The organism is Micrococcus sp. KRD026 (genome assembly GCF_017168445.1).
Lineage (GTDB): Bacteria > Actinomycetota > Actinomycetes > Actinomycetales > Micrococcaceae > Micrococcus > Micrococcus luteus.
The window spans coordinates 131,226-153,854 of the sequence record NZ_JABFBA010000013.1 but is presented as its reverse complement, the minus strand read 5'-3'; the positions used below and the strand labels follow the sequence as shown (position 1 = coordinate 153,854).

The window sequence follows — 22,629 nt, the reverse complement described above, 5'->3', positions numbered from 1 at the left end:
AACCCGAGGAGACCACCATGAGTACCCCCACCCGAACGCGCGAGATCCACCTCGCCTCCCGCCCCCACGGCGCCCCGACGCCGGAGAACTTCCGTCTCACGGAGGTCGAGCTCCCCGAGCTCGCCGAGGGCCAGGTCCTCGTGCGCAACACCGTGATGTCCGTGGACCCGTACATGCGCGGCCGCATGAACGATGTCGAGTCCTACGTGCCCCCGTTCCAGCTCGACGCCCCCCTCGACGGCGGCGCGGTGGGCACCGTGATCGCCTCGCGCCACACGGACGTGCCGGAGGGCACGTCCGTGCTCCACGGCCGCGGCTGGCGCGAGCACGCCGTCCTCGACGGCGACACCGTCCAGGCCGTGGACACCTCCCAGTTCTCGGACGGCACCTACCTGGGCGTGCTGGGCATGACGGGTCTGACCGCCTACACCGGCCTCGTGCACGTGGCCGAGATGCAGGAGGGCGACGCCGTCTTCATCTCGGGCGCCGCGGGGGCCGTCGGCTCGGTCGCCGGCCAGATCGCCCGCCTGCTGGGCGCCTCGCGCGTGGTCGGCTCGGCGGGCACGCCCGAGAAGGTGGCGCGGGTGAAGGAGCTGGGCTTCGACGCCGCGTTCGACTACCACGACGGCTCGCCCACCGATCTGCTGGCTGAGGCGGCGCCGGAGGGCATCGACGTCTACTTCGACAACGTGGGCGGCGACCACCTCGAGGCCGCCATCGCCGCGATGCGGGTCGACGGCCGCGTGGCGATGTGCGGCGCGATCGCCCAGTACAACTCGACGGAGCCGCCGGCCGCCCCGCGCAACCTCGCCCTGGCGATCGGCAAGTGCCTGACCCTGCGCGGCTTCGTCCTGCAGAAGTACGCAGCGCAGGTCCGCCCCGAGTTCCTGGAGCGCGTGGGCCCGTGGGTCGCCGCCGGGAAGATCCAGTGGGACGAGACCGTCCGGGAGGGTCTGGAGAACGCACCCCAGGCGTTCATCGACCTGCTCGAGGGTGCCAACACGGGGAAGATGCTCGTCCGGCTGTGACGGGCGACGGCGCACTCGGGGGCGGCATGGACACCTTCCGGCATCAGGGCCTGACCTTCGACGTCCGCGACGGCGGCCCGGCCGAGGGGGAGGTGGTCCTGCTGCTGCACGGCTTCCCGCAGGACGCCACGTCCTGGATGCATGTCGAGCCGCTGCTGCACGCCGCGGGGCTGCGCACCCTCGCCCCGGATCAGCGCGGCTACTCCCCGGGGGCCGCTCCGCGGGCGACGGCGGCCTATCGCCTCCCGGCGCTCGTGGGGGACGCCGTCGCGCTGGCGGACGCGGCGGGGGCGCGGCGCGTCCACGTCGTCGGCCATGACTGGGGTGGCGCCGTCGCCTGGGCGCTGGCCACCGCCCACCCCGAGCGCGTCGCGTCCCTGACGGTCCTGTCCACGCCGCACCCGGCCGCCCTGGCCCGCGCCCTGCGCGGCCCGGACCAGCTGCGCCGCAGCTGGTACATCGCCGCCTTCCAGGCACCGGCCCTCCCCGAACGGATCCTCTCGCGAAGGCTGGGCTCCCTGCTGCAGCGGGGGCAGGTCCCCGGGGCGGAGCACTACGCCCGCCGGTTCTCCACCCCGCAGAGCCTGCGCGGTCCGGTGAACTGGTATCGGGCGAACCCGGATCTGGTGACCACCACGCGCAGCGCGCCCGTGTCGGTCCCCACCACGTGTGTGTGGGGCACCCGGGACGCGGCCCTGGGGCCGCGGGCCGCCGAGCTCACGGCGGGGCAGGTGGCGGGGGAGTACCGGTTCGTGGCGCTCGACGCGGACCACTGGCTGCCCGAGCGCGAGGCGGACGCCGTCGCCCGGGCGATCCTGGACCGGGTGCGCTGACCCGCGCTCCGCGCGGGCCGCTCCCGCCGTCTCAGCGTGGCCCGACGGCCTCGGTGATCCGGTTCAGCTGGTCCATGAGGGCCCGGCGCTCGGCGACGTCGAGGGGGATCCGGGTGAGGGCGTCCGCCGGGACCGTCCGGGCGGACGCCCGCAGCGCCCGCCCCTCGTCCGTCAGCCGCACCAGCACGCGCCGCTCGTCGTGGACGTCGCGCTCCCGCGTGACGAGCCCCATGCCGGCCAGGCGCCGCACCAGGGGTGTGATCGTCCCGTTGTCCATGCCGAGCCGGTCCCGCAGCGCGCCGACCCCCAGCGCGCCGGCGGCGTCCGACGTCGACGCCTCCGTCTCGGCCGAGGCGTCACTCTCCACCTGCCACAGGGTGAGCATCACGAGGTACTGCGGGTAGGTGAGGCCGAGGCGGGAGAGCAGGGGGCCGTAGCCGCGCGTGACGGCGCGCGCCGCCCGGTGCAGGGCGAAGCAGAGCTGGTCCTCGAGGGCGAGGCTGGGGGTCGGCGCGGCATCCATGGGAGCGATTCTAGTGGTCGCTGGGGAGCGACTTGGTTGCGCGCGACCTAGCCGGGTGGCAGGCTGGAGCCGACTCGTCCCGCACGGGGCGGGCGGATGAAAGGACCTCCCATGGAGACCATCTACACCGCCGAGGCGCTCAGCACCGGCGCCGGCCGCGACGGCCATGTCCGCACCACCGACGGGCGGGTCGACCTCGACCTCGCCGTGCCCACCGAAATGGGCGGCTCCGGCCAGGGCACCAACCCCGAGCAGCTGTTCGCCGCCGGCTACGCCGCGTGCTTCCACTCGGCCCTGCAGATGGTCGCCCGTGCCTCCCGTGCCGACATCACCGACTCCTCCGTCGGCGCGCGCGTGGGCATCGGCCGCCAGGGTGAGGGCTTCGGCCTGGAGGTCACCCTCGAGGTCGTGATCCCCAATGTCCCCGCGGATCAGGCCCGCGCCCTCATGGAGCAGGCGCATCAGGTGTGCCCCTATTCGAACGCCACCCGGGGCAACATCGACGTCGTCCTCGAGCTCGGGGAGGCGTGATGACGAAGCACCGGCAGTCCGTCCCCCTCTCCCAGACCGCCGCCCGCCTCGGCCTCGGTGGGTTCATGACCGCCGCGGGGCTGTCCCACCTCACCGTGGCGCGCCGTGAGTTCCGCGCCCAGGTGCCCTCGTGGGTCCCGCTCCCGGCAGACCTCGTGGTGCTCGGATCCGGCGTGGCCGAGATCGGCCTCGGGGCCGCTCTGCTGGCGCTCCCCGGGCAGCGCCGCCTGACCGGCACCGCCCTGGCGGCCTTCTACACCGCGATCTACCCCGGGAACATCGGGCAGTACGCCGAGCGCAAGGACGGCTTCGGGCTGGACACGGACGGTCGCCGCCTGGCGCGGCTGTTCGGCCAGCCCGCCCTCATCGCGGCCGCCCTGTGGGCCGCGGGAATCCCCGAGCGGGAGCAGGGCGGGCGCGGCTGACGCCGTCGCCGGTCCTGCGGCCCTGGGCCGGCTCCGGGCACGTGCCCGGAGCCGGCGTGATCTCACCCTGCCGCGAGGCGCGGCCCACTGTAGGGTGCCCCGTCGCAGGTGTCCCGCAGGTGTCCCGCAGGTGTCCGGACCGGCGGGCCGTCAGCCGTGACGCATCGTCCCGGTCTCGAGGAAGCGCTGGTGCCAGGACAGGGCCTCGCCCAACAGGTGCGGGGTGTGCAGGCCGCCCGACTCGCGCATCGCGCGGTCGAAGTAGTCCCGCAGCTGCTCCCTGTAGTCCGGGTGCGCGCACGTGTCGATGATCGTGCGGGCGCGCTGCTTGGGGGAGAGGCCGCGCAGGTCGGCCAGCCCCTGCTCGGTCACCACCACGTGCACGTCGTGCTCGGTGTGGTCCACGTGCGAGACCATCGGCACGATGCAGGAGATGTCCCCGCCCTTGGCCGTGGACGGGGTGAGGAAGAACGAGGTGAACGCGTTGCGGGCGAAGTCGCCGGAGCCGCCGAGGCCGTTCATCATCTTCGTGCCCATCAGGTGCGTGGAGTTCACGTTGCCGTACAGGTCGGCCTCGAGCATGCCGTTCATGGCGAGGATGCCGAGGCGGCGCACGAGCTCGGGGTGGTTGGAGATCTCCTGGGTGCGCAGGATCAGCTTGTCCCGATACTTCGCGGCGTTGTCGTTGAACCGTTCGGCGGCCTCGGTGGACAGGGAGAACGCGGTCGCGGACGCGGTCGCCAGCGTGCCGGAGTCCAGGGCGTCGAGCATGCCGTCCTGCACCACCTCGGTGAACGCGGACAGGCCCGTGAACCGGGACTTCACCAGCTCGGACATCACCGCGTTCGCGATGTTGCCCACGCCCGACTGCAGCGGCAGCAGTCGCTCGTCGTACCGGCCCTGGGCCACCTCGTGCTCGAAGAACTCCACGAGGTGCTGGGCGATCGCGATCGAGTCCGCGTCGGCGGGCTTGAAGGCAGAGTTGCGGTCCGGGGCGTGGGTCTCGACGACGGCCACCACCTTGGCCGGATCGCACCGCAGGTACGTCTCACCGATGCGGTCCGCGGGGTGGGTGAGCATGATCGGCGTGCGGTGCGGGGGCAGCGCGGTGCCGTAGTAGACGTCATGCAGACCCTCGAGGTCCTCGCTCTGCCACGAGTTGACCTCGAGGATCACCTGATCCGCCAGGTCGATCCAGGACTTGTTGTTGCCCACGGAGGAGCTGGGGACGAGACGGCCGTCCTCGCGGATCCCGGACACCTCGATCACCGCGGTGGTCATGGGCCCGTAGAAGCCGTTCCACACGGTCTGCGCCAGGTGGGACAGGTGCGTGTCGATGTACTCGATCGCGCCCGCGTTGATCTTGGCGCGCATCGTCGGGTCCGACTGGAACGGGGTGCGCAGCGCGACGGCGTCCGCCTCGGCCAGCGCACCGTCCATCTCCGCGGAGGTGGACGCCCCCGTGTGGAGGTTGATGCGGAACTCCTCGCCGCGCGCGTGCAGCTCCTTGGCCCGCTCGGCCAGCGCCATCGGCACGGCCTTCGGGTAGCCGGACCCCGTGAACCCGCTCATGCCCACGGTGGTGCCGTGCTGGATGAACGCCGCCGCCTCCGCGGCGGACATCACCTTCGACCGGAGGCCGGGGTGGTGGATGCGGGACGACATGGGTGAGGCCTCCGTGCGGGTGAGACGAGTCGAGCGAGAGCGCTGTGACGTGGAACAGCGATCAGCGTACCCGCGTCACGGGTGGCCGTGGGGATGATCACGCCGGAGGTCGCCGAGCCCGACCTGCGTGATCGACGACGGCGAACAGGGCTCGGCCCTCCGGGCCGGCACCGCCTCGTATCCTGGCCTCGTGCACCCGTCTGTGAGCGAGCCCCTCACCCGACTGCCGGACGGCACCGTCAAGCAGCGCAACCCCTTCACCGGCACCGAGGTCTGGACCGTGCCCGGCCGCGGCCACCGCCCGCTCGGCCTCGTCCGGCCCGCCCCGCAGCCGCTCGACCCCGCCCAGCACGGCCGGCACTGCGCCTTCTGCGAGCACCGGATGCTGGAGACGCCGCCGGAGAAGTCACGCATCGTCTCCATGAGGGCCGACGACGGCGCCCCGGCCTGGCAGATCCTGCGGCACCCGGCCGCGGAGCGGCTCGAGGAGACGACCCCGGCCTTTCGCCGGGTCCCCAACCTCTTCGAGATCCTCAGCTACGACTACTGGCGTCTCAACCACGGCTATGAACTTCCCCCGGACGCGCGCCGCCGCCGTGACGAGTACCTGGCCACCGAGGCCGGCCGCGCCCACGTGCGCGCCGTCGTCGCCGCGAAGCTGCGCGCCTCCGGCCGCTCCGCCGAGGAGGCGGCGGCGATGTCCGAGGCGGAGCTGATCGGGGCGTCGGCCGCATTCTTCGGCGGCACGCACGACGTCGTGATCGCTCGGCGGCACTTCGTCGACGGGGCCGTGGACGACCACCAGCTGGCCTCCTCGGGCACCCTCACCCCGGACGAGCACCACGCGTTCCTGGCCCTGACCGCCGACGCGATGCGGGACCTCTACGCAACCACGCCCGCCGTGCGGTACGTCTCCGTGTTCCAGAACTGGCTCAAGCCCGCCGGCGCCTCCTTCGACCACCTGCACAAGCAGCTCGTGGCCATCGACGAGGTCGGCGCGCAGAACGTCGCCGCCCTGGACCGGCTGCGGGAGGACCCGCAGGTGTTCAACCACGCCGCGCTGGACGTGGCCGTGGCGCACGACCTCGTGATCGCCGCCAACGAGCACGCCGTGATGTTCGCCGGCTTCGGTCACCGGTACCCGACGGTCGAGGTCTACTCCACGAGCCCGGTGGGGCAGCCGTGGCGGCAGTCCGCGGCCGAGCTGCGCGCCGTGTCCGACCTGCTGCACGCCGCCCACGCGGCCACCGGGCCCGACGTCCCCTCCAACGAGGAATGGCACACCCGCCCGCCCGGCGTCGCGTTCCCGATGCCCTGGCGCGTGATGCTCAAGTGGCGCGTCTCCACCCTCGCCGGCTTCGAGGGCGCCACCAAGATCAACGTCAACACGCTCAGCCCGTGGGACGTGCGGGACCGGGTGCTGGCGCGGCTGCGGGAGCTGCGGGCGGCGGGCGCGCTCGCGGACGGGGTGCGGATCGGGGCCGACGCGCGGGTCCGGCCGGGCGCCCTGCGGTACGCCGACGGAGCGGCGAGGCTCACCCCTCCGCGCGGTCGGTAGCGTGGGCGTCATGGCCCTCCACCTGCAGCGCTACCGCGAGATCGCCCACGTCATGGCCCGCAACGGCCTCAGGGCCACGGCCGTGCAGGCCGGGCTCTCCCGGTGGCTGCCCCTCGAGGAGGGGGAGCCGCACCTGGGCATCGACGCCGAGGCCCGCCCCGAGCTGTTCGTGCGCACGTTCGAGGAGCTGGGCGTCACCTTCGTGAAGCTCGGGCAGCTGATCTCGGCGCGCCCGGACCTGTTCCCCGAGGCCTACTGCGCGGCGTTCGCCCGCCTCACGGACAGCACGACGGCGGTGCCCTTCGACGCCGTCGCCCGGACGGTCGAGGAGGACCTCGGCGCCGACGTCGACGCACTGTTCGCCTGGTTCGACCGGGCGCCCCTGGCCACCGCCTCCATCGGCCAGGCCCACCGTGCGCGCCTGCATGACGGGCGCGCCGTCGTCGTGAAGGTCCGCAAGCCCGGTGTGGTGGAGCAGGTCCAGGCGGACCTGGAGATCCTGCGGACGCTGGCGGCCACGTGGTCGCGGGCCTCGCGGACCTTCGCCGATCTGGACGTGCCGACCATGGTGGATGAGTTCGACCGCTCCCTGCGCGCCGAGCTCGACTACGTGGTGGAGGCGCGGGCCTGCGAGGAGATCGCCGCCGGCTTCCGGGACACCCCGGGCGTGCGGTTCCCGTGGATCGAGTGGGACCTGACCACCTCGCGCGTGCTGACCATGCAGGAGCTCTCCGGGCTGCGCGTGGACGACCTGGCCGGACTCGACGCCGCCGGCATCGACCGGGAGGAGCTGGCGTACCGGGCCGCCGACGTGCTGCTGGCCATGGTGTTCGAGCACGGCGTGTTCCACGCGGACCCGCACGCGGGCAACCTGTTCATCGAACAGGACGGGACCGTCGGGTTCATCGACTTCGGCTCCGTCGGGCGGATCTCCCCGTCCCTCCGGCGCCGGTTCGCGGGCCTGGCCATGGCGCTGGCCCGGCAGGACACCGACGGACTGGTGCGGGCCCTGCTGGACATCGCCCCGCCGCGCGGACCGGTGGACCGCCGTCGGCTCCGGCTGCAGGTGGCCCGGATCGTCGGCCGTCTCGAGGGGCGCGAGCTCGAGGACATCCGCGTGGCGCAGCTGGTCTCGGAGATCTTCGCCCTCGTGCGGCGCCACCGGCTGTCCCTGCCGCCCGAGCTCGTGCAGCTGCTGCGGATGCTGATCATCGTGGACGGCATCGGCCGCCGCCTGCACCCGGGCTTCGACTACACCCGCGTGCTCGACCCCTTCGCCCTGCGCCTCGTGGGGGAGCACCTCGACCCCCGACGGGTGGCGGGCCGGATCGGCCGGGCCACGATCGCGGCGGCCGAGCTCGGCATCGACCTGCCGGAGTACGCCCGCAAGGTGATGGAACGCATCGACGACGGCGGGATCGACGTCACCGTCCGCGCGAGCGAGCTCGAGCCGCTCGTGACGCGCCTCGAGCGGACGGGCGACCGGGTGGTGGCCGCCATGGTGGTGGCCGCGATGATCACCGGCGGCACGAACGTGCTCGTGGCGTACAAGGACCGGCTCGGCCGCTTCGCCGGGCCGGTGGTGGCCGCCGGCGGCGCCGCCCTGACCGGCGGCAGCGCCTATCTGGCCTGGATCAGCCGCCCCCGCCGCCGTCCCCACTGAGGGCCACGGGCGGGGTCAGTCGTCGGGATCATGCCCGCACCAGGCCGACCGCGGCGCAGGCCGTCTCGAAGTCGTCGAGGCCGAACGCCTGGATCGGGCTGACGACGCCGGCCTCGCGGGCCCGGCCTGCGGCGAGCTGCCGGGCGCCCCAGGCCATGAGGTCCCCGGTCAACGTGTAGGCGTTGGGGCCGCGCAGGTGCACGTCCGCGACGACGCGACCGGCCGCGTCGCGCGCGATCGCCCCGACCCGGGAGCCCGTGCGGGCCCGGTCCGCGGCGTCGGGGCCACCCGGGTCCCCGGCCAGGGGCCGCAGCAGGGCCTGCACGCCGCGGGCGACGCCGGGGAGCCACCCCACCGCGCCGAGGGCGGCGGCGCCGATCTGCGTGGGCCGGGCCGGGAACCAGCCGTTGAAGACCTCGACCTCATCCAGGCCGGGCTGCATCCGCGGCAGGAACAGGGACTCCGTGCCGCCGAACAGCACGCCGCGGCGATCCTGCCCGTCGACCCGGAAGACGGCCGACCGGCTGGCCGGGCCCGTCGTCGCCAGCCGCCCGCCGCGCCACGTGATCGTCCGCTCGGTGAGGGCGTCCACCATCGTCTGGCGCGTCCCGTGGCTGAGGTCGACGCGCGGGTCCAGCTCGCCGTCGGCGAAGTAGCCGATCTGCAGGGACCGTGCGCGTCCACCGGCCTGCGCCAGCGCGAGCCCGCCCGCGAGCATGCCCGGCGCGTAGTCGAAGCCGAGGGCGGGCAGCAGGGTGGCGCCCGCGCGTCGGGCAGTGGCGTCCAGGTCCGCCTTGAGGTCCTTCACGAAGCCGATCTCACCGGTCGAGTCCACGTAGTGCGCGCCCCGCTCCGCGGCGGCGCGGGCGACAGGTCGGCCGTAGCGTTCGAAGGGGCCGACCGTGGAGACCAGCACATCGCCCTCCGTGACCAGGGCCCTCAGCGAGGCGGGGTCCCCGGCGTCGGCGACGGCGACCTCCAGCCCGTCGTGCCGCTTCGCCGCGCGCTGGAGCGAGTCCCGGTTCCGGCCCGCCAGCACGGGCCGTGCGCCCTGGGCCACGAGGGCGTCCACGACGAGGGATCCGGCGTAGCCCGTCGCGCCGAGCACGATGATGCGGGGGGCGTCGGGGCGGTCGAGGTGCAGGGGAGAATCCGTCATGGCCCCACGCTAGGCCGGGCACGCGGAGACCTCACGGGCTCGGCGACGCCGATCCGAGTGGACCCCATCTCGCGCTCCTGGACCGGCGGACCCGGACATGGCGAGCCTGGTCCGGCACCCGCTTGCAGGGGCAGACTCGGAGGATGACCCGTACCCCGCCCGCCGTCGCCCCGCCCGCTCACTCCGCCTCGCCCGCCGCCGAGACCGGCGGCGAGAGCCTGCTGACCGTCCTGATCGCCCTCGGCGTGAACACGGTGATCGCCGTCGTCAAGTCGATCGTGGGCGCGGTCACCGGCTCCGCCGCGATGGTGGCGGAGGCCGCGCACTCCTGGGCCGACGCCGGCAATGAGGTCTTCCTGCTGCTGGCGGAGCGTCGTGCCGGCCGAGCCCCCGACGCGCGGCACCCGCTGGGCTACGGGCGCGCGGCCTACGTGTGGTCGATGGTCGCGGCCTTCGGCCTGTTCGCGGTGGGCTCGGCGGTCTCGGTCTGGCACGGGATCACGGCCTGGTCCGCCCCCGAGGAGGAGGCGGAGTACACGATCGCGTACATCGTGCTCGCCGTCGCGTTCGTGCTCGAGGGCATCTCGTTCCTGAACGCGCACCGGCGCGTCCGCCGCGACGCGGAGCGGCGGCACATCAGCGATGCCACGTTCCTGCGCCAGACCTCGGACCCCACCCTGCGCGCCGTGTGGGTGGAGGACGCCTCGGCCCTGATCGGCCTGGCCATCGCGGCCGCCGCCCTCGCCCTGCACCAGCTCACCGGGGACCCCCGGTGGGACGCCGCCGGCTCGATCCTCGTGGGCGTGCTGCTCGGGGTCGTCGCGATCTTCCTGCTCTCGCGGAACATGGCGTTCCTCGTCGGCGAGGTCGCCGACCCGGTGATCCGGACCCGGGTGCTGCGCTGGCTGCTGGAGCGGCCCGAGGTGCTCTCCGTGAGCTACCTGCACCTCGAGTACGTCGGCCCGGAGAAGCTCTTCGTCGTCGGGGCCGTGGATCTGGCCGGGGATGAGCGGGAGAGCGAGGCCGCGGTCCTGCTCCAGCGCGTGGAGGACGCCCTCCTCGAGCACCCGCGCGTGGCCGCCGTCGTGCTCTCCCTGTCCAACCCCGCCCACGCGCCCCTGGCCCCGGAATCGCAGAACACCCGCGCCTGAGCCCGGGCCGCCGCCTGTGGGCGGGCGGCCTCAGTCGAGACCGGGGCGGCGGCGCGTGCGCTTCACCTCGGAGCGACGGCGTTTGGCCTCCAGGCGGCGCCGCCGGGAGCCGCGCGTCGGCTTGGTGGCCTGCCGCGGCGTCGGCGGGGCCAGGGCCTCGCGCAGCAGCGCCGCGAGCCGCTCGCGGGCGGCCACCCGGTTGCGCCGCTGGGCCCGGTGCTCCGCCACGCTGACGGTGAGCACCGTGCCGGCCAGCCGGGGCGCCAGCCGTGCGAGGACGCGGGCGCGCTGGACGTCGTCGAGGGCGGAGGTGGCCGCCAGGTCCAGACTGAGCTGGACCCGCGAGTCCGCCGTGTTCACGCCCTGACCGCCCGGGCCGGAGGCGTGGGAGAAGCGCTCGACGAGTTCGCCCGCGGGGATGACCAGCCCGCGGGGCTGTCTCTTATACAAATCTGACGCTGCCGACGACCCCTTACGTGGGGCGGGGTTCAGCCACGGGGCGCCGCCGTCCGTGGTCCGCGCAGGTCCGCGAGTGCGACGAGGAGCGCAAGGGCCATGCACCCGGCCACCAGCGCGAAGGCGGCCATGAACGCCCCGTCCCAGTCGGCACCGGAGGCGACGCCCAGGAACACCCCCACGATCACGGCGGTGCCGACGGCCGTGCCGACGCGCTGGCCGGTCTGCAGGACGCCGCCGGCCGTGCCGGAGTGCCGCGGCGGGACCTCGGCCAGGCTGAGGGTCTGGTTGGGGGAGACCACCAGCCCCTGCCCGGCACCCAAGATGGCGAGGGTGAGCAGCAGCCACCACGGACTCAGGCCGAACTCCCGGTTGGCCCACGCCACCCCGATGGAGCCCACGACGGCGAGCAGCGCCAGCGCGATGCCGAGGACGACGATCTTCCGGCCCGTGCGCAGCACCACGCGACCGGCCACGGTGGACATCACGCTCGACATGACCGCCGAAGGCAGGCCGATCAGGGCGGCGTGCAGCGCCGGGTAGCCCAGCCCGTTCTGCATGAACATGGCGATCACCACGAACATGCTGGTCGAGCCGGTGAAGTAGATGGCGATCAGCAGGGCTCCGTACGCGAAGCTGCGGGTCTGGAACAGGCGCAGGTCCACCATCGGGGCGCGGCCCCGTCGTGCGTAGCGGGCCTCCCACCGCGTCCAGAGGGCGGCCAGGCCGATGCCGACGGGCACGAGCACGAACCGCCACGGCCCGAGCCCCCGGTCCAGGAACGGGAGCATGACGGCCACGAGGGCGCCGGCCAGCAGGACGACGCCGACCGGGTCCAGGTCCGGACGCCGCGCCCGCTCGGGGACGGTGCGCGGCAGCCACTGGCGGGCCACGATCAGGGCGCCGAGGGCGATGGGCACGTTCACCAGAAAGGTCGCGCGCCAGCCGAGGTCGCCGCCGAGCCACGCGATGAGCCCGCCGCTGAGCAGCGGCCCCACCGCCACGGACACCCCGACGACGGCGCCGAGCGCCCCGAACGCCCGGGCGCGGGAGGCGCCGGAGAACTCGCCCTGGATGAAGCCGGTGACCTGCGGGTTGAGCAGGCCCGCGCCCACGCCCATGACCAGGCGCGCGAGCACGAGCAGGACGCCCGTGGGCGCCAGGCCGGACAGGAGCGCACCGAGCGCGAACACGCCGAGGCCCACCAGGAACAGCCGGCGGCGGCCGAAGAGGTCACCCGCCCGGCCCGCCGGCACGAGCACCATGCCGAACACGAGGGTGTAGCCGGAGATGGCCCACTGCAGCTCCGCGTCGCTGGCGTCCAGGCCCCGTTGCAGGGCGGGCAGGGCCACGTTGATGCTGGACACGGCCAGCAGGGACATGAAGATCGGGATGAGGAGCACCGCGAGGATGCGCTGCTGGTGGGGGGGTGAAGACCGAGGACGCGGCGCCGTCGGACGGACGCGGGGCGACGGGCATGCGGTCTCCTTCACAAGGGTGTCTCGGGCGCTCTCCAGGATCGGCCCTCGTCCCGCATCGTGCCAGTTCCCAGGGTCCTCGGCCCGGTGCGGCGCACGGAGGCCGTGGGCGCGACCGACGCGCTGCCGCCCCTCACTTCGCGTCCGCGTACGACCCCACGCTGGAGACGGTGAGCGGGAAGTCCACGGGGGCGGGACCGAACAGCAGGCGGCCGGCGGCGCTCGCGGACTCCGCCACGACCGTCCGCACGGCCTCGGCCTCCGTGGCCGGGCCGTGCAGGACGACCTCGTCGTGGACGAAGAACACGAGTTCCGTGCGCATGCCGGCCGAGCGCAGTCGACGGCGGATCTCGCCCATCCAGCACAGCGCCCACTCGGCCGCGGTGCCCTGCACCACGAAGTTCCGGGTGAAGCGGCCCTGGGAGCGCCGCCGTCGCCGGGCCGCGGACTCGGCGGCCTGGGTGCCGACGTCGGACACGGACTCCTGCCACTTCCGCCCCGGTGCGGGGGACCAGCGGCCCAGCCACGTGGACACCTGGCCGCCGCCCTCGCCGACGGTGGCCGCCCGCTCGAGCAGGCCGATCGCTCGGGGGTAGAGCCGGCGCAGGTGCGGCATGAGCGCCGCGGAGTCGCCCGTCGTCGAGCCGTACATCGCACCCAGCAGGGCGATCTTCGCGCGCCCGCGGTCGGCCAGCGCGGTGCCGGCCGCCCGGCCCTGCTCCGCGACCTCCCGGTACAGGTCGGGCGTGGTCCCGGCACGGGCCAGCGCCTCGTCGGCGGCCATCGCGGCGAGGATGCGCGGCTCCACCTGGGAGGCGTCGGCCACGGTCAGCGTCCACCCGGGGTCCGCGCGGACGGCGTCGCGCACCCCGGCGGGGATCTGCATGGCCCCACCGCCGTGGGCGGCCCACCGCCCGGTCACCACGCCGCCGACCAGGTAGGCGGCGTGGAACCGGCCGTCGTCGCCGATCCACTGGTCCAGCCAGTGCCAGCCATTGGCCGTCCACAGCCGGGCCAGGGCCTTGTACTCCAGCAGAGGCGCGAGCAGCGCGGCCCGCGCCTCGCGTTCCGCGCCGCCGGCGTCGATCCAGTGCTTCAGGTCCCACTGCCGCGTGGACTCCACGGCCACGCCCGCCGTCTGCAGCGCCCGCAGCAGGCTGGGCTGCGAGTCGGGGCTGAGCCCGGGGGAGCCCAGGACGTCGGCGATGCGTTCGGCCAGGGCCTGCAGGCGGGCGGGACGCTCGCCCGGTGCAGGCCGGGGGCCGAGCTGCTCGGCGAGGAGCGCCTCGTGCACGCCCCGGTCCCACGGCAGACCCGCCGCCCGGATCTCCGCGGCCACGAGAGCGCCCTGGGACTCCGCCGCCGCGAGCAGCCGCAGCCGGTGTGGGTGGGCCGAGTCCTCGACGGCCGCCCGCTGCGCGGCCAGCTCGGCCGCGAGCACGGTGACGTCCGGGGCGGGGCCGGACTCGTCCGGCAGGTCGAAGAAGGACTCCTGACCGGCGGGCACCCGCGCCGGGCGCTCGGGCTCCGTCGGGTCGGCGACCTCGAGCTGCGCCACGGGCGTGTAACGCACCCCGCTGCCCGGCGCCGTCGCCGCGTGCCGCAGGATCCGCTGGACGAGGGCCACGTCCCAGCACCGATCCACCCGCACCCCCGCCGCCAGCCAGGCGGCGTACTCCGTCCCGACGTCGGCGAGCACCCAGCGGACCGTGCTCGGGTCCACGCCCAATCGGGAGGGCAGACCGGCCACGAGCCCGGCCACGGACCCGGCGGGGCAGGAGCCCAGGGGAGCGGCGTCTTCGCCCTCCGCGTCCAGGGCCCACCAGGTGCCGGGGCTGCCGACGGAGGCGGGGGCGGGGCCCAGGACGACGAACATGGTCCTCATTCTGCCCCGTGGCCGGGTCGTGACCCGAGGCGCCGTCTGCCGCAGACCGGTGCGGCAGACCGCCCGGCACGGCGGTGACCACGGCGGGCGCGGCGGGCACGGTTCCCCCTGACACCCCGCCTCCTCGACGGGAGGCGGCGGAGAAAGACTGTGCGACTTGCACGCTCGCCGAGCGGAGAACACACTGTGCGGACGCACCGGTGCGCAGCGGGCCGTCGGGCGCCACCCAGAGAGGACCCACCATGACAGCGACCCGGTCCGGCGGCGCCGCGACGTCTCGCCTCAACGCCAAGGTGGTCGGCATCTCGGTCGCCGCCGCGCTCGGCGGCTTCCTGTTCGGCTTCGACACCTCCGTCATCAACGGTGCCGTGGACGCCCTCGCCGGGGAGTTCGGCCTCGGCGCCGGTCTGACGGGCTTCGCCGTCTCCTCGGCGCTGATCGGCTGCGCGCTCGGCGCCTGGTTCGCCGGGCCGATCGCCAACCGCCGCGGCCGCGTGCCCGTGATGGTGATCGCCGCGATCCTGTTCCTGGTCTCCGCCATCGGCTCGGGCCTGGCGTTCGGCGTGGTCGACCTGATCTTCTGGCGCATGGTCGGCGGCCTGGGCGTGGGCGCCGCGTCCGTGATCGCTCCGGCGTACATCGCGGAGGTCAGCCCGGCCCATGTGCGCGGTCGCCTCGGCTCGCTCCAGCAGCTGGCGATCGTCCTCGGCATCTTCGCCGCGCTGCTCACAGACGCGCTCTTCGCGACGATGGCCGGGGGAGCGGCGCAGCCGTTCTGGCTCGGCGTCGACGCCTGGCGCTGGATGTTCCTGGCCGAGGCCGTCCCGGCGGTGCTGTACGGCCTGTTCGCCCTGAAGCTGCCGGAGTCACCGCGCTACCTGGTCGCCCGCGGCCGCACGGACGAGGCGGCCGAGGTCCTGCACGAGTTCACCGGTGTGGACCGGGTGAACCTGATGATCGAGGACATCCGGCGCTCGCTGGACTCGGAGCGCCGCGAGTCGTTGGCGGACCTGCGTGGGCCGGCGGCGGGCCTGCAGCCGATCGTGTGGATCGGCATCCTGCTCTCGGTCTTCCAGCAGGCCGTGGGCATCAACGTGATCTTCTACTACTCCACCACCCTGTGGCGTTCGGTGGGCTTCGGGGAGTCGGACGCCCTCACGGTCACCGTGATCACCTCGGTCACGAACATCGCCGTCACCCTCATCGCGATCGCCCTGGTGGACCGCGTCGGCCGTCGCCCCATGCTGATCGCCGGCTCCGCCGGCATGACGGTCAGCCTCGGCCTGATGGCACTGGCCTTCTCCTTCGCGCAGACGGGCGGCGCCGAGTCCGTGTCCCTGCCGCAGCCGTGGTCCACCGTGGCGCTGGTGGCCGCGAACGCCTTCGTGGTGTTCTTCGGCGCCACCTGGGGGCCGCTGGTCTGGGTGCTGCTGGGCGAGATGTTCCCGAACCGCATCCGCGCCGGCGCGCTCGCCGTGGCCGCCGCCGCGCAGTGGGCGGCGAACTTCACCGTCTCCACCACGTTCCCGTGGTTGGCGGACATCGGCCTGACCCTCGCCTACGGCCTGTACGCGGTCATGGCGGCGCTGTCCCTGGCCTTCGTGGCGGCCTTCGTCCCCGAGACCAAGGGCAAGACGCTCGAGGAGATGAGCGACGTCGTCGTGCGCTCCCCGGGGCAACGGCGCGCGCTGCGCGCCGAGGCGGAGCGGGGCCTGCGCGGCTGACACCGCCCGTCCCGACGACGGCCCCCTCCCTGAGCTGCGGACAGGGAGGGGGCCGTGGTGTGTGCGGGGCGGGTCAGCCGGCGTCGGCGCCGGTGGCGACCTCCTCGTCGTCGCGGCGCTCCAGGCCCTCGTCCTCGGAGTCCTCGATGAGACGGTCTCCGGCGATCTTGTCGACGATCATCGCGATGGCGGCGTCGCCGGTCACGTTGGTGGCGGTGCCGAAGGAGTCGATGGCGATGTACGTGGCGACCATGAGCGCGACCTGCGGCTCGGTGAAGCCGAGCATCGAGGACAGCAGGCCCGAGGCCGCCACGATCGCGCCGCCGGGCACGCCGGGCGCCGCGACCATGGTGACGCCCAGCATGAAGATGAAGCCCACGAACACCGGCACGTCGATCGACTGGCCCGAGAGGAACAGCACCGCGATGGAGAATGAGACGATCTTCACCGTGGAGCCGGCCAGGTGGATCGTCGCGCACAGCGGCACGACGAACGAGGCGATCGGCCGGCGCACGCCGAGCAGCAGGGTCTGGCGCAGGGTCACCGGGATGGTCGCCGCCGAGGACGAGGTGCCCAGGGCCGTCGCGTAGGCCGGCAGCATCGTCTTCAGGGCCGTGAACGGGTTGCGGCCCGCGATCGCGCCCGCGACGACGTACTGGATGAGCAGCAGCACCACGGTGAGGCCGAAGACCAGCAGGATCACGCCGAGGAACGTGGTGATGACCTTGAAGACCTCGCCGGCGGCGGTCATGTTCAGGAACACGCCGAAGATGTAGACGGGCAGCAGCGGCACGATCAGACCCATGACGACCCGCTCGATGATCGATCGCAGCTGGTCGAAGCCCTCGTGCAGGGCGCCGCGCGGCAGCGTCGTCAGGCCGATGCCGAGCACGAACGCGAGCAGCAGGGCCGTCATCACGCCGAAGGGCGGGTCCATCTGCACCTCGAACAGTGGGCCGAGCAGCGCGTCCTCGGGGTTGGCCATCGCCTCGAAGGACCCGGGCGTGAGGATCAGCGGGAAGACGAGCAGGCAGACCAGCAGGGCGCCGAAGCCGCCGAACAGGGTGGAGCCGTAGGCGATGCCGCCGGTCAGGGCCAGCAGCTTCCCCGCGCCCCGGCCGATGTCGCCGATGGCGGGGGCGACGAGCGCCAGGATCAGCACCGGGACGATGAAACCCAGGAAGTTCGAGAACAGCCCGTTGAAGGTGGCGAAGGCCTGCACGAGCCAGGTCGGCGCGACCAGGCCGACGAGGACGCCGGCCACGATCGCGACGAGGATGCGGGGCAGCAGGCCGAAGCGGCGGCGGGGCACGGCGACGGCGCCCCCGGAGTCGGGGCCGGACGCGTCGAGGGCATCGGAGTGGGAGCGAGACATGGCCGACACGCTAGCGCAGGCCGTCCTGCCCGTCGCCCGGTCGGTAGGCCATCCTTGGCGGTGCCGGTGACCCCCTTCGTGGCGCAGAACACAGGGAGCGCCACCGTCTCGGGGAGCGTGCAAGAGCACGCCCGACCCACCCGGACCGAAGGAGACGACGATGACGGTCCTGCCCCGCCCCGCAGACGCCCGGGCCGCCCAGGGGTGCGCTGCCGGCGTGGAGGCCGCATGAGCGAGTTCCTCGCCTCACGCTGGCCCGACATCCTCTTCCGGGCGTGGCAGCACGGGTGACTCGTGCTGCAGGCGCTGGCCATCGCCACCGTGCTCGCCATCGCGCTGGCCGTGATCGCCACGCGGATCAAGGCCCTGACCCCGATCGCGAACGCCTTCACGGCCGTCGGGCTGACCCTGCCCTCCTTCGCGCTCATCGGCGTCCTGATCCCCCTGGTGGGCATCGGGACCGTCCCCGCCGTCGTGGTGGTGGTCTTCTATGCCCTGCTGCCCATCCTCCGCAACGCGCTCGTGGGTCTGCGCGGCGTGGACCCGGAGGTGCTGGAGGCCGCCCGGGGGATGGGCATGGGGCCGGTGGCGCTGTTCACCCGGGTGCGTCTCCCGCTGGCCTGGCCCGTGATCCTCACCGGCATCCGGGTCGCGGGCCAGCTCGGCATGGGCGTGGCCGCGGTCGCGGCCTACGTCCTGGGGCCCGGACTGGGCTCGTACATCTTCACGGGGCTGGTCTCCCTGGGCGGCGCCAACGCGTTGAACTACGCCCTCGTGGGCACCCTCGGCATCGTCGTCGTCGCCCTCGTCCTGGACGGGCTGCTCGTGCTGCTCGGCCGGCTCACCATCTCGAAGGGACTGCGTGCATGAGCACCGACCGTGACGCCGGGGCCGAGATCCGTCTCGAGTCCCTGACGAAGCTCTATCCGGGGCAGGACCGTCCCGCCGTGGACGCCCTGGACCTCATCATCCCCGCGGGGGAGACCGTGGTGTTCGTCGGCCCGTCCGGCTGCGGCAAGACCACCTCGTTGAAGATGATCAACCGCCTCATCGAGCCCACCTCCGGGCGGATCCTGATCGGTGGGGAGGACATCACACGCCGCGACCCCACCCGGCTGCGCCGTCAGATCGGCTACGTCGTGCAGGGTGGCGGGATGATGCCCCACCTGCCCGTCGCCGAGAACGTCGGCCTGGTGCCGCGCCTGCTCAAGTGGGACCGCCGGCGCATCGCCGACCGCGTGGACGAGCTGCTCGACCTGGTCGGCCTGGACCCGGCGATCTATCGAGACCGTTTCCCGCGCGAGCTGTCCGGCGGACAGCAGCAGCGCGTCGGCGTGGCGCGGGGCCTCGCGGCGGATCCACCCGTGCTGCTCATGGACGAGCCCTTCGGCGCCGTGGACCCCCTCACCCGCCAGCGCCTGCAGAAGGAGATGCTCGACATCCAGGCCAGGGTGGGCAAGACCATCGTGATGGTCACCCACGACGTGGACGAGGCCGTGCTCCTGGGCGACCGGATCCTGGTGCTCGAACCCGGCGCGCACGTGGCCCAGTACGCCACCCCCGAAGAGGTCCTGGCTCGGCCGGCCACCGAGTTCGTGGCCGACTTCGTGGGGTCGGGGGCGGGGCTCAAACGGCTGGGGCTGCGGTCGGTCGACTCGCTGCCGCTGCGCCCGATCGCACAGCACCCGACGGGCACGCTGCCGGGCGAGCCCGTGCTCGACGCGGCCACCCCGATCAGCGAGGCCCTCGCCGCGCTGGTCATGGCCCCGACGGAGGAGATCGCCGTGGTCCGTGATGGCACGGTCATCGGTCTGCTCGACTATCCGACACTGCGCGCGCACGCCCGCGCCAGCGACGAGCAGGCTCGGCCATGATCGCCCGGCTGCGTGCGGCCTCCGCCGAGGACCGCCTGCTCCTGATCGGCCTGCCGCTGCTCGTGGCCGCCCTGCTGATCGGGTGGACCGTCTGGGTGCGCGGAGCCGCCCTCGACGACGTCGAGGCCCGGCTGCTGACCTGGCCCACCGTCCTGCGCCTCACCGCCGAGCACCTGGCCCTCGTCGGCGTGTCCACCGTTCTGGTCGTGGCGACGGCCGTCCCGCTCGGCGTGCTGCTGAGCCGCCCCGCCGCCCGGCGGTTCACCCCCGTCGCCATGGGGCTGGCCAACGCCGGCCAGGCCGCTCCCGTGATCGGTGTGATCGTCCTGCTCGCCATGGCGTGGGGGTTCGGCTTCCGGGTCGCGGTCCTGGCCCTGTCCCTCTACGCGTTCCTGCCCGTGCTGGCCAACACCCTGGCCGGGCTGCGGGGTGTCGACCCCACCGTCGTCGAGGCGGCCCGCGGCATGGGCATGTCGCCGCTGCAGACCCTGCTCCGGGTGGAGCTGCCCTTGGCCCTGCCCGTGATCATGGCGGGTCTGCGGACCGCCCTGGTGCTGCTGGTGGGCACCGGGGCGTTCGCGACGTTCATCGACGCCGGCGGCCTCGGCCTGCTCATCCAGACCGGGATCGTCCTGTTCCGCTTCCCGCTGCTCGTCTCGGGGGCGATCCTCGTGGCCGCCCTCGCCCTGATGATCGAGTGGATCGGCCGCCTCGTCGAGACGCTGGCCACGCCGAGGGGGCTCGCATGACCACCCCGCGCGCGACCCTCCCGTCCCGCCGCCGCGGCCGGACCCCCGCTCGTGCCGCGCTCGCCGCGCTCGGCCTGGCGGCCTCCCTGGTCCTGTCCGGGTGCGGGCTGAGCACCGCCGGCGGCTACCTGCCCTCGGGCACGCCCGCCGGCGACGTCGCCGGGATCGACCTCGAGGGCGCCCACGTGGCGGTGGGCTCCAAGAACTTCAACGAGGGCGTCGTGCTCGGCAAGATCACCGCGATCCTGCTGCGCTCCGCGGGGGCCGACGTCGAGGATCTGACCAACATGCCGGGTTCGCTCAGTGCGCGCCAGGCCCAGGTCGCAGGCGTCGTGGACGTCGAGTGGGACTACACGGGGACGGCCTGGATCACGTACCTGGGCCACACCGATCCGATCCCGGACGCCCAGGCGCAGTGGGCCGCGGTCCGGGACGAGGACGCGCAGCAGGGCCTGGTGTGGCTGCCGCCGGCCGAACTCGACAACACCTACACCTTCTCCGTGCGCCAGGACCGGGCGGAGGAGCTCGGCCTGGAGACCCTCGCGGACATCAAGGACCTCCCCACGGAGGACCAGTCCTTCTGCGTGAGCGCCGAATTCGCCGCCCGCAACGACGGGTTCCTGCCCATGCTCGAGGCCTACGGGATCGAACGGCCCACCGGATCCCGGCTGCGCCAGATGGACATCGGGGCGGTGTTCGCCGCGGTGGCGGACGGGTCGTGCACCTTCGGGGAGGCGTACTCCACGGACGGGCGGATCGCCGCGCTGGACCTGACGACCCTGCAGGACCCGCTGAGCTTCTTCCCGAAGTACAACGCGGCCCCCATCGTGCGCGAGGAGGTCCTGGCCGAGCACCCCGAGATCGCCGACCTGCTGGCGCCCGTGACCGCGCGCCTGGACAACGCGACGGCCGCGCGCCTGAACGCCCGGGTGGACGTCGACGGCGAGGAGCCCACCCAGGTCGCGTGGGACTGGCTCCGCGAGGAGGGCCTGATCACCGACTGACGGTCACCCGCCGCGTGGCACGGCGGATCAGGCCGCCGTCAGCGTGCGCGAGTAGACCGTCCGGCCGGCGGCGTTGATCAGACGCACCCGGAACTCGCGGCCGTCCTCGGGGATCTCGACGTGGCCGAAGTACTGGTGCTCGCCGGAGCGCGGCGAGCCCATGACCGGCCCGTGCGCCTCGAAGTCCAGGCGCGGGCCGAAGGTGCCGTCCAGCGTGTTCGGGCCGAACGATCCGGCGTTGATGGGGCCGGCCACGAACTCCCAGAACGGCTCGAAGTCGGTGAACGCCGCGCGGTCGGGGGAGTAGTGGTGCGCAGCGCAGTAGTGGACGTCGCCGGTGAGGAACACGACGTTCTTCACGCCGTGGTCCTTGATCGCCTTCAGGAGGCGGGCGATCTCCAGCTCGCGGCCCAGCGGGGCGCCGTCGTCGCCGTTGGACAGGGACTCCTGCCCCGTGCCGTCGGGGACGATCAGGCCCAGCGGCAGGTCGTTGGCGATGACCTTCCACGTGGCGGTCGACGCGCGCAGCCCGCGGATGAGCCACTGCAGCTGCTCCTCGCCCAGGATCGGGGTCTCGTGGGTCTCGAGACCCGGGGTGTTCTCGCCCTTGTGGGTGCGCATGTCCAGGGCGAACACGTCGAGCGTCGCGCCGCGGGGGATCCTGCGGTAGATGCGGGCGGGCTCGAAGCCGGAGCCGCGGCGCAGGGCCGTGGAGTCGGCGATCGGCATGTACTCCTGCCACGCGCGGCGGGCGCGGGCGGCCAGCGTGTCCACGTCACGGACCTGGGTGTAGCGCGGGTCTTCGAGGACCTCGCCCGGCCACCAGTTGTTGGTCGTCTCGTGGTCGTCCCACTGGGCGATGACGGGGACGTCCGCGTACAGGGCGCGGAGGTTGTCGTCCATCATGTTGTAGCGGTGGCGGCCGCGGAACTCGTTCAGCGTCTCGGCGACCTTGGACGTCTCCTCCGTGACGAGGTTGCGCCAGGTGGGCTCGCCGGCCACCTCGAGGGTCTCCGGGATGGGGTTGTCCGCGTAGATCGTGTCGCCGGAGTGCAGGAAGAAGTCGGGCTTCGTGGCGTGCATCGCCGCATAGCCGCGCATGCCGCCGATCTCCGGGTTGATGCCGTAGCCCTGCCCCGCGGTGTCCGCGGTCCATACGAAGGACTGGGCGGCGGAGGTCTTCCGGCCGAACCGCGCGCCGGGCGCCGTCGTGAAGCGGGCCACGGCCGACTCGCCCAGGCGGCCGGCCTCGTCCTCGAACGCGTACGTCACCTCGAATCGGGTGCCGGAGGGCAGCGTGTCCGCGAGGATCTTCGCGGTGTGGTCGGTGGCCCCGTCGACCCAGCCGGAGCGCAGGGTCAGCCCGCGAGCGAAGCGGCCGCGCAGCACCTTCCCGTCCTCGTCGACCGCGCGCAGCGTGGCGTGCAGGCGCGAACGGCCGGACGAGCGCGCCCACAGCACGGCCGAGTTCGAGGTGACATCGCCGGTGGCGACGCCGGACGGCAGCGTCAGGCGGGACGCGACCAGGCCCCCGGGGGTGTGGCGGGC

The 22,629-nt window shown here is 73.6% G+C and carries 18 protein-coding genes and 1 pseudogene; 12 read left to right on the top strand and 7 right to left on the bottom strand.

What is annotated here, in order from left to right; genetic code table 11:
* Positions 1-17: 17 nt before the first annotated feature.
* Together J1M40_RS05550 and J1M40_RS05545 are read left to right on the top strand one after the other, a co-directional pair.
* On the top strand, positions 18-1,028 hold the full coding sequence (locus J1M40_RS05550) for an NADP-dependent oxidoreductase (RefSeq protein ID WP_170720371.1): 1,011 nt from the start codon (positions 18-20) through the stop codon (positions 1,026-1,028).
* Positions 1,029-1,054: 26 nt separating this feature from the next.
* The gene (locus J1M40_RS05545) at positions 1,055-1,861 is read left to right on the top strand and encodes an alpha/beta fold hydrolase (RefSeq protein ID WP_241252093.1); all 807 of its coding nucleotides are present in this window, start codon (positions 1,055-1,057) and stop codon (positions 1,859-1,861) included.
* A 31-nt stretch (positions 1,862-1,892) separates the two neighbouring features.
* On the opposite strand, the gene J1M40_RS05540 is transcribed toward J1M40_RS05545, so the two are convergent.
* Entirely contained in the window at positions 1,893-2,384 is a 492-nt protein-coding gene (locus J1M40_RS05540) for a MarR family winged helix-turn-helix transcriptional regulator (RefSeq protein WP_069941692.1), read from the bottom strand.
* Positions 2,385-2,495: 111 nt separating this feature from the next.
* Between J1M40_RS05540 and J1M40_RS05535 the strand changes: the two genes are divergently transcribed.
* Together J1M40_RS05535 and J1M40_RS05530 are read left to right on the top strand one after the other, a co-directional pair.
* The gene (locus J1M40_RS05535) at positions 2,496-2,915 is read left to right on the top strand and encodes an organic hydroperoxide resistance protein (protein ID WP_063190262.1); all 420 of its coding nucleotides are present in this window, start codon (positions 2,496-2,498) and stop codon (positions 2,913-2,915) included.
* Positions 2,915-3,340, top strand: coding sequence for a hypothetical protein (locus J1M40_RS05530; protein WP_069941691.1), 426 nt, complete (start codon positions 2,915-2,917; stop codon positions 3,338-3,340). The genes J1M40_RS05535 and J1M40_RS05530 overlap by 1 nt, the downstream gene beginning before the upstream one ends.
* Before the next feature lie 150 nt (positions 3,341-3,490).
* Here J1M40_RS05530 and J1M40_RS05525 read toward each other — a convergent pair whose 3' ends face one another.
* Positions 3,491-5,005 carry an acetyl-CoA hydrolase/transferase family protein gene (locus tag J1M40_RS05525; RefSeq protein ID WP_115166026.1) on the bottom strand — a complete coding sequence of 505 codons (1,515 nt, stop codon included), beginning with the start codon at positions 5,003-5,005 and terminating at the stop codon, positions 3,491-3,493.
* A gap of 190 nt (positions 5,006-5,195) precedes the next feature.
* On the opposite strand from J1M40_RS05525, the gene J1M40_RS05520 reads away from it, so the two are divergent.
* On the top strand, positions 5,196-6,563 hold the full coding sequence (locus J1M40_RS05520) for a DUF4921 family protein (protein WP_240756428.1): 1,368 nt from the start codon (positions 5,196-5,198) through the stop codon (positions 6,561-6,563).
* A 10-nt stretch (positions 6,564-6,573) separates the two neighbouring features.
* On the top strand, positions 6,574-8,226 hold the full coding sequence (locus tag J1M40_RS05515) for an AarF/ABC1/UbiB kinase family protein (protein WP_136940151.1): 1,653 nt from the start codon (positions 6,574-6,576) through the stop codon (positions 8,224-8,226).
* 28 nt (positions 8,227-8,254) lie between these two features.
* Here the strand turns inward: J1M40_RS05515 and J1M40_RS05510 are convergent, their stop codons facing one another.
* Positions 8,255-9,385 (bottom strand): trans-acting enoyl reductase family protein, encoded by a 1,131-nt coding sequence (locus J1M40_RS05510; protein WP_136940150.1) that lies wholly within the window; start codon positions 9,383-9,385, stop codon positions 8,255-8,257.
* 143 nt (positions 9,386-9,528) lie between these two features.
* Here J1M40_RS05510 and J1M40_RS05505 point away from each other — a divergent pair, with 143 nt between their 5' ends.
* Positions 9,529-10,536, top strand: coding sequence for a cation diffusion facilitator family transporter (locus J1M40_RS05505; RefSeq protein WP_136940149.1), 1,008 nt, complete (start codon positions 9,529-9,531; stop codon positions 10,534-10,536).
* A 488-nt stretch (positions 10,537-11,024) separates the two neighbouring features.
* Here the strand turns inward: J1M40_RS05505 and J1M40_RS05495 are convergent, their stop codons facing one another.
* Together J1M40_RS05495 and J1M40_RS05490 are read right to left on the bottom strand one after the other, a co-directional pair.
* Positions 11,025-12,395 (bottom strand): MFS transporter, encoded by a 1,371-nt coding sequence (locus tag J1M40_RS05495; protein ID WP_240756426.1) that lies wholly within the window; start codon positions 12,393-12,395, stop codon positions 11,025-11,027.
* Between the two features lie 208 nt (positions 12,396-12,603).
* Positions 12,604-14,346, bottom strand: a complete 1,743-nt coding sequence (locus J1M40_RS05490; protein ID WP_136940147.1) for a bifunctional 3'-5' exonuclease/DNA polymerase — start codon at positions 14,344-14,346, stop codon at positions 12,604-12,606.
* A gap of 251 nt (positions 14,347-14,597) precedes the next feature.
* Here J1M40_RS05490 and J1M40_RS05485 point away from each other — a divergent pair, with 251 nt between their 5' ends.
* On the top strand, positions 14,598-16,079 hold the full coding sequence (locus tag J1M40_RS05485; RefSeq protein ID WP_136940146.1) for a sugar porter family MFS transporter: 1,482 nt from the start codon (positions 14,598-14,600) through the stop codon (positions 16,077-16,079).
* 73 nt (positions 16,080-16,152) lie between these two features.
* Here J1M40_RS05485 and J1M40_RS05480 read toward each other — a convergent pair whose 3' ends face one another.
* A complete protein-coding gene (locus tag J1M40_RS05480; protein WP_206450544.1) occupies positions 16,153-17,454 on the bottom strand; it encodes a dicarboxylate/amino acid:cation symporter in 1,302 nt (433 codons plus the stop codon).
* 228 nt (positions 17,455-17,682) lie between these two features.
* Between J1M40_RS05480 and J1M40_RS05475 the strand changes: the two are divergent.
* The 4 genes and pseudogenes from J1M40_RS05475 (at position 17,683) to J1M40_RS05460 (ending at position 21,081) form a co-directional block, all read left to right on the top strand.
* Positions 17,683-18,324, top strand: a pseudogene (locus J1M40_RS05475) (ABC transporter permease).
* Positions 18,321-19,328, top strand: coding sequence for an ABC transporter ATP-binding protein (locus J1M40_RS05470; protein ID WP_206450543.1), 1,008 nt, complete (start codon positions 18,321-18,323; stop codon positions 19,326-19,328). Before J1M40_RS05475 ends, J1M40_RS05470 begins: the two are co-directional and overlap by 4 nt.
* On the top strand, positions 19,325-20,077 hold the full coding sequence (locus J1M40_RS05465; protein ID WP_036316433.1) for an ABC transporter permease: 753 nt from the start codon (positions 19,325-19,327) through the stop codon (positions 20,075-20,077). Before J1M40_RS05470 ends, J1M40_RS05465 begins: the two co-directional genes overlap by 4 nt.
* Entirely contained in the window at positions 20,074-21,081 is a 1,008-nt protein-coding gene (locus J1M40_RS05460) for a glycine betaine ABC transporter substrate-binding protein (RefSeq protein WP_041104962.1), read from the top strand. Before J1M40_RS05465 ends, J1M40_RS05460 begins: the two co-directional genes overlap by 4 nt.
* A 27-nt stretch (positions 21,082-21,108) precedes the next feature.
* Here J1M40_RS05460 and J1M40_RS05455 read toward each other — a convergent pair.
* Positions 21,109-22,629 (bottom strand): alkaline phosphatase (locus tag J1M40_RS05455; RefSeq protein WP_241252092.1); only part of this gene is annotated, 1,521 nt, incomplete at its 5' end.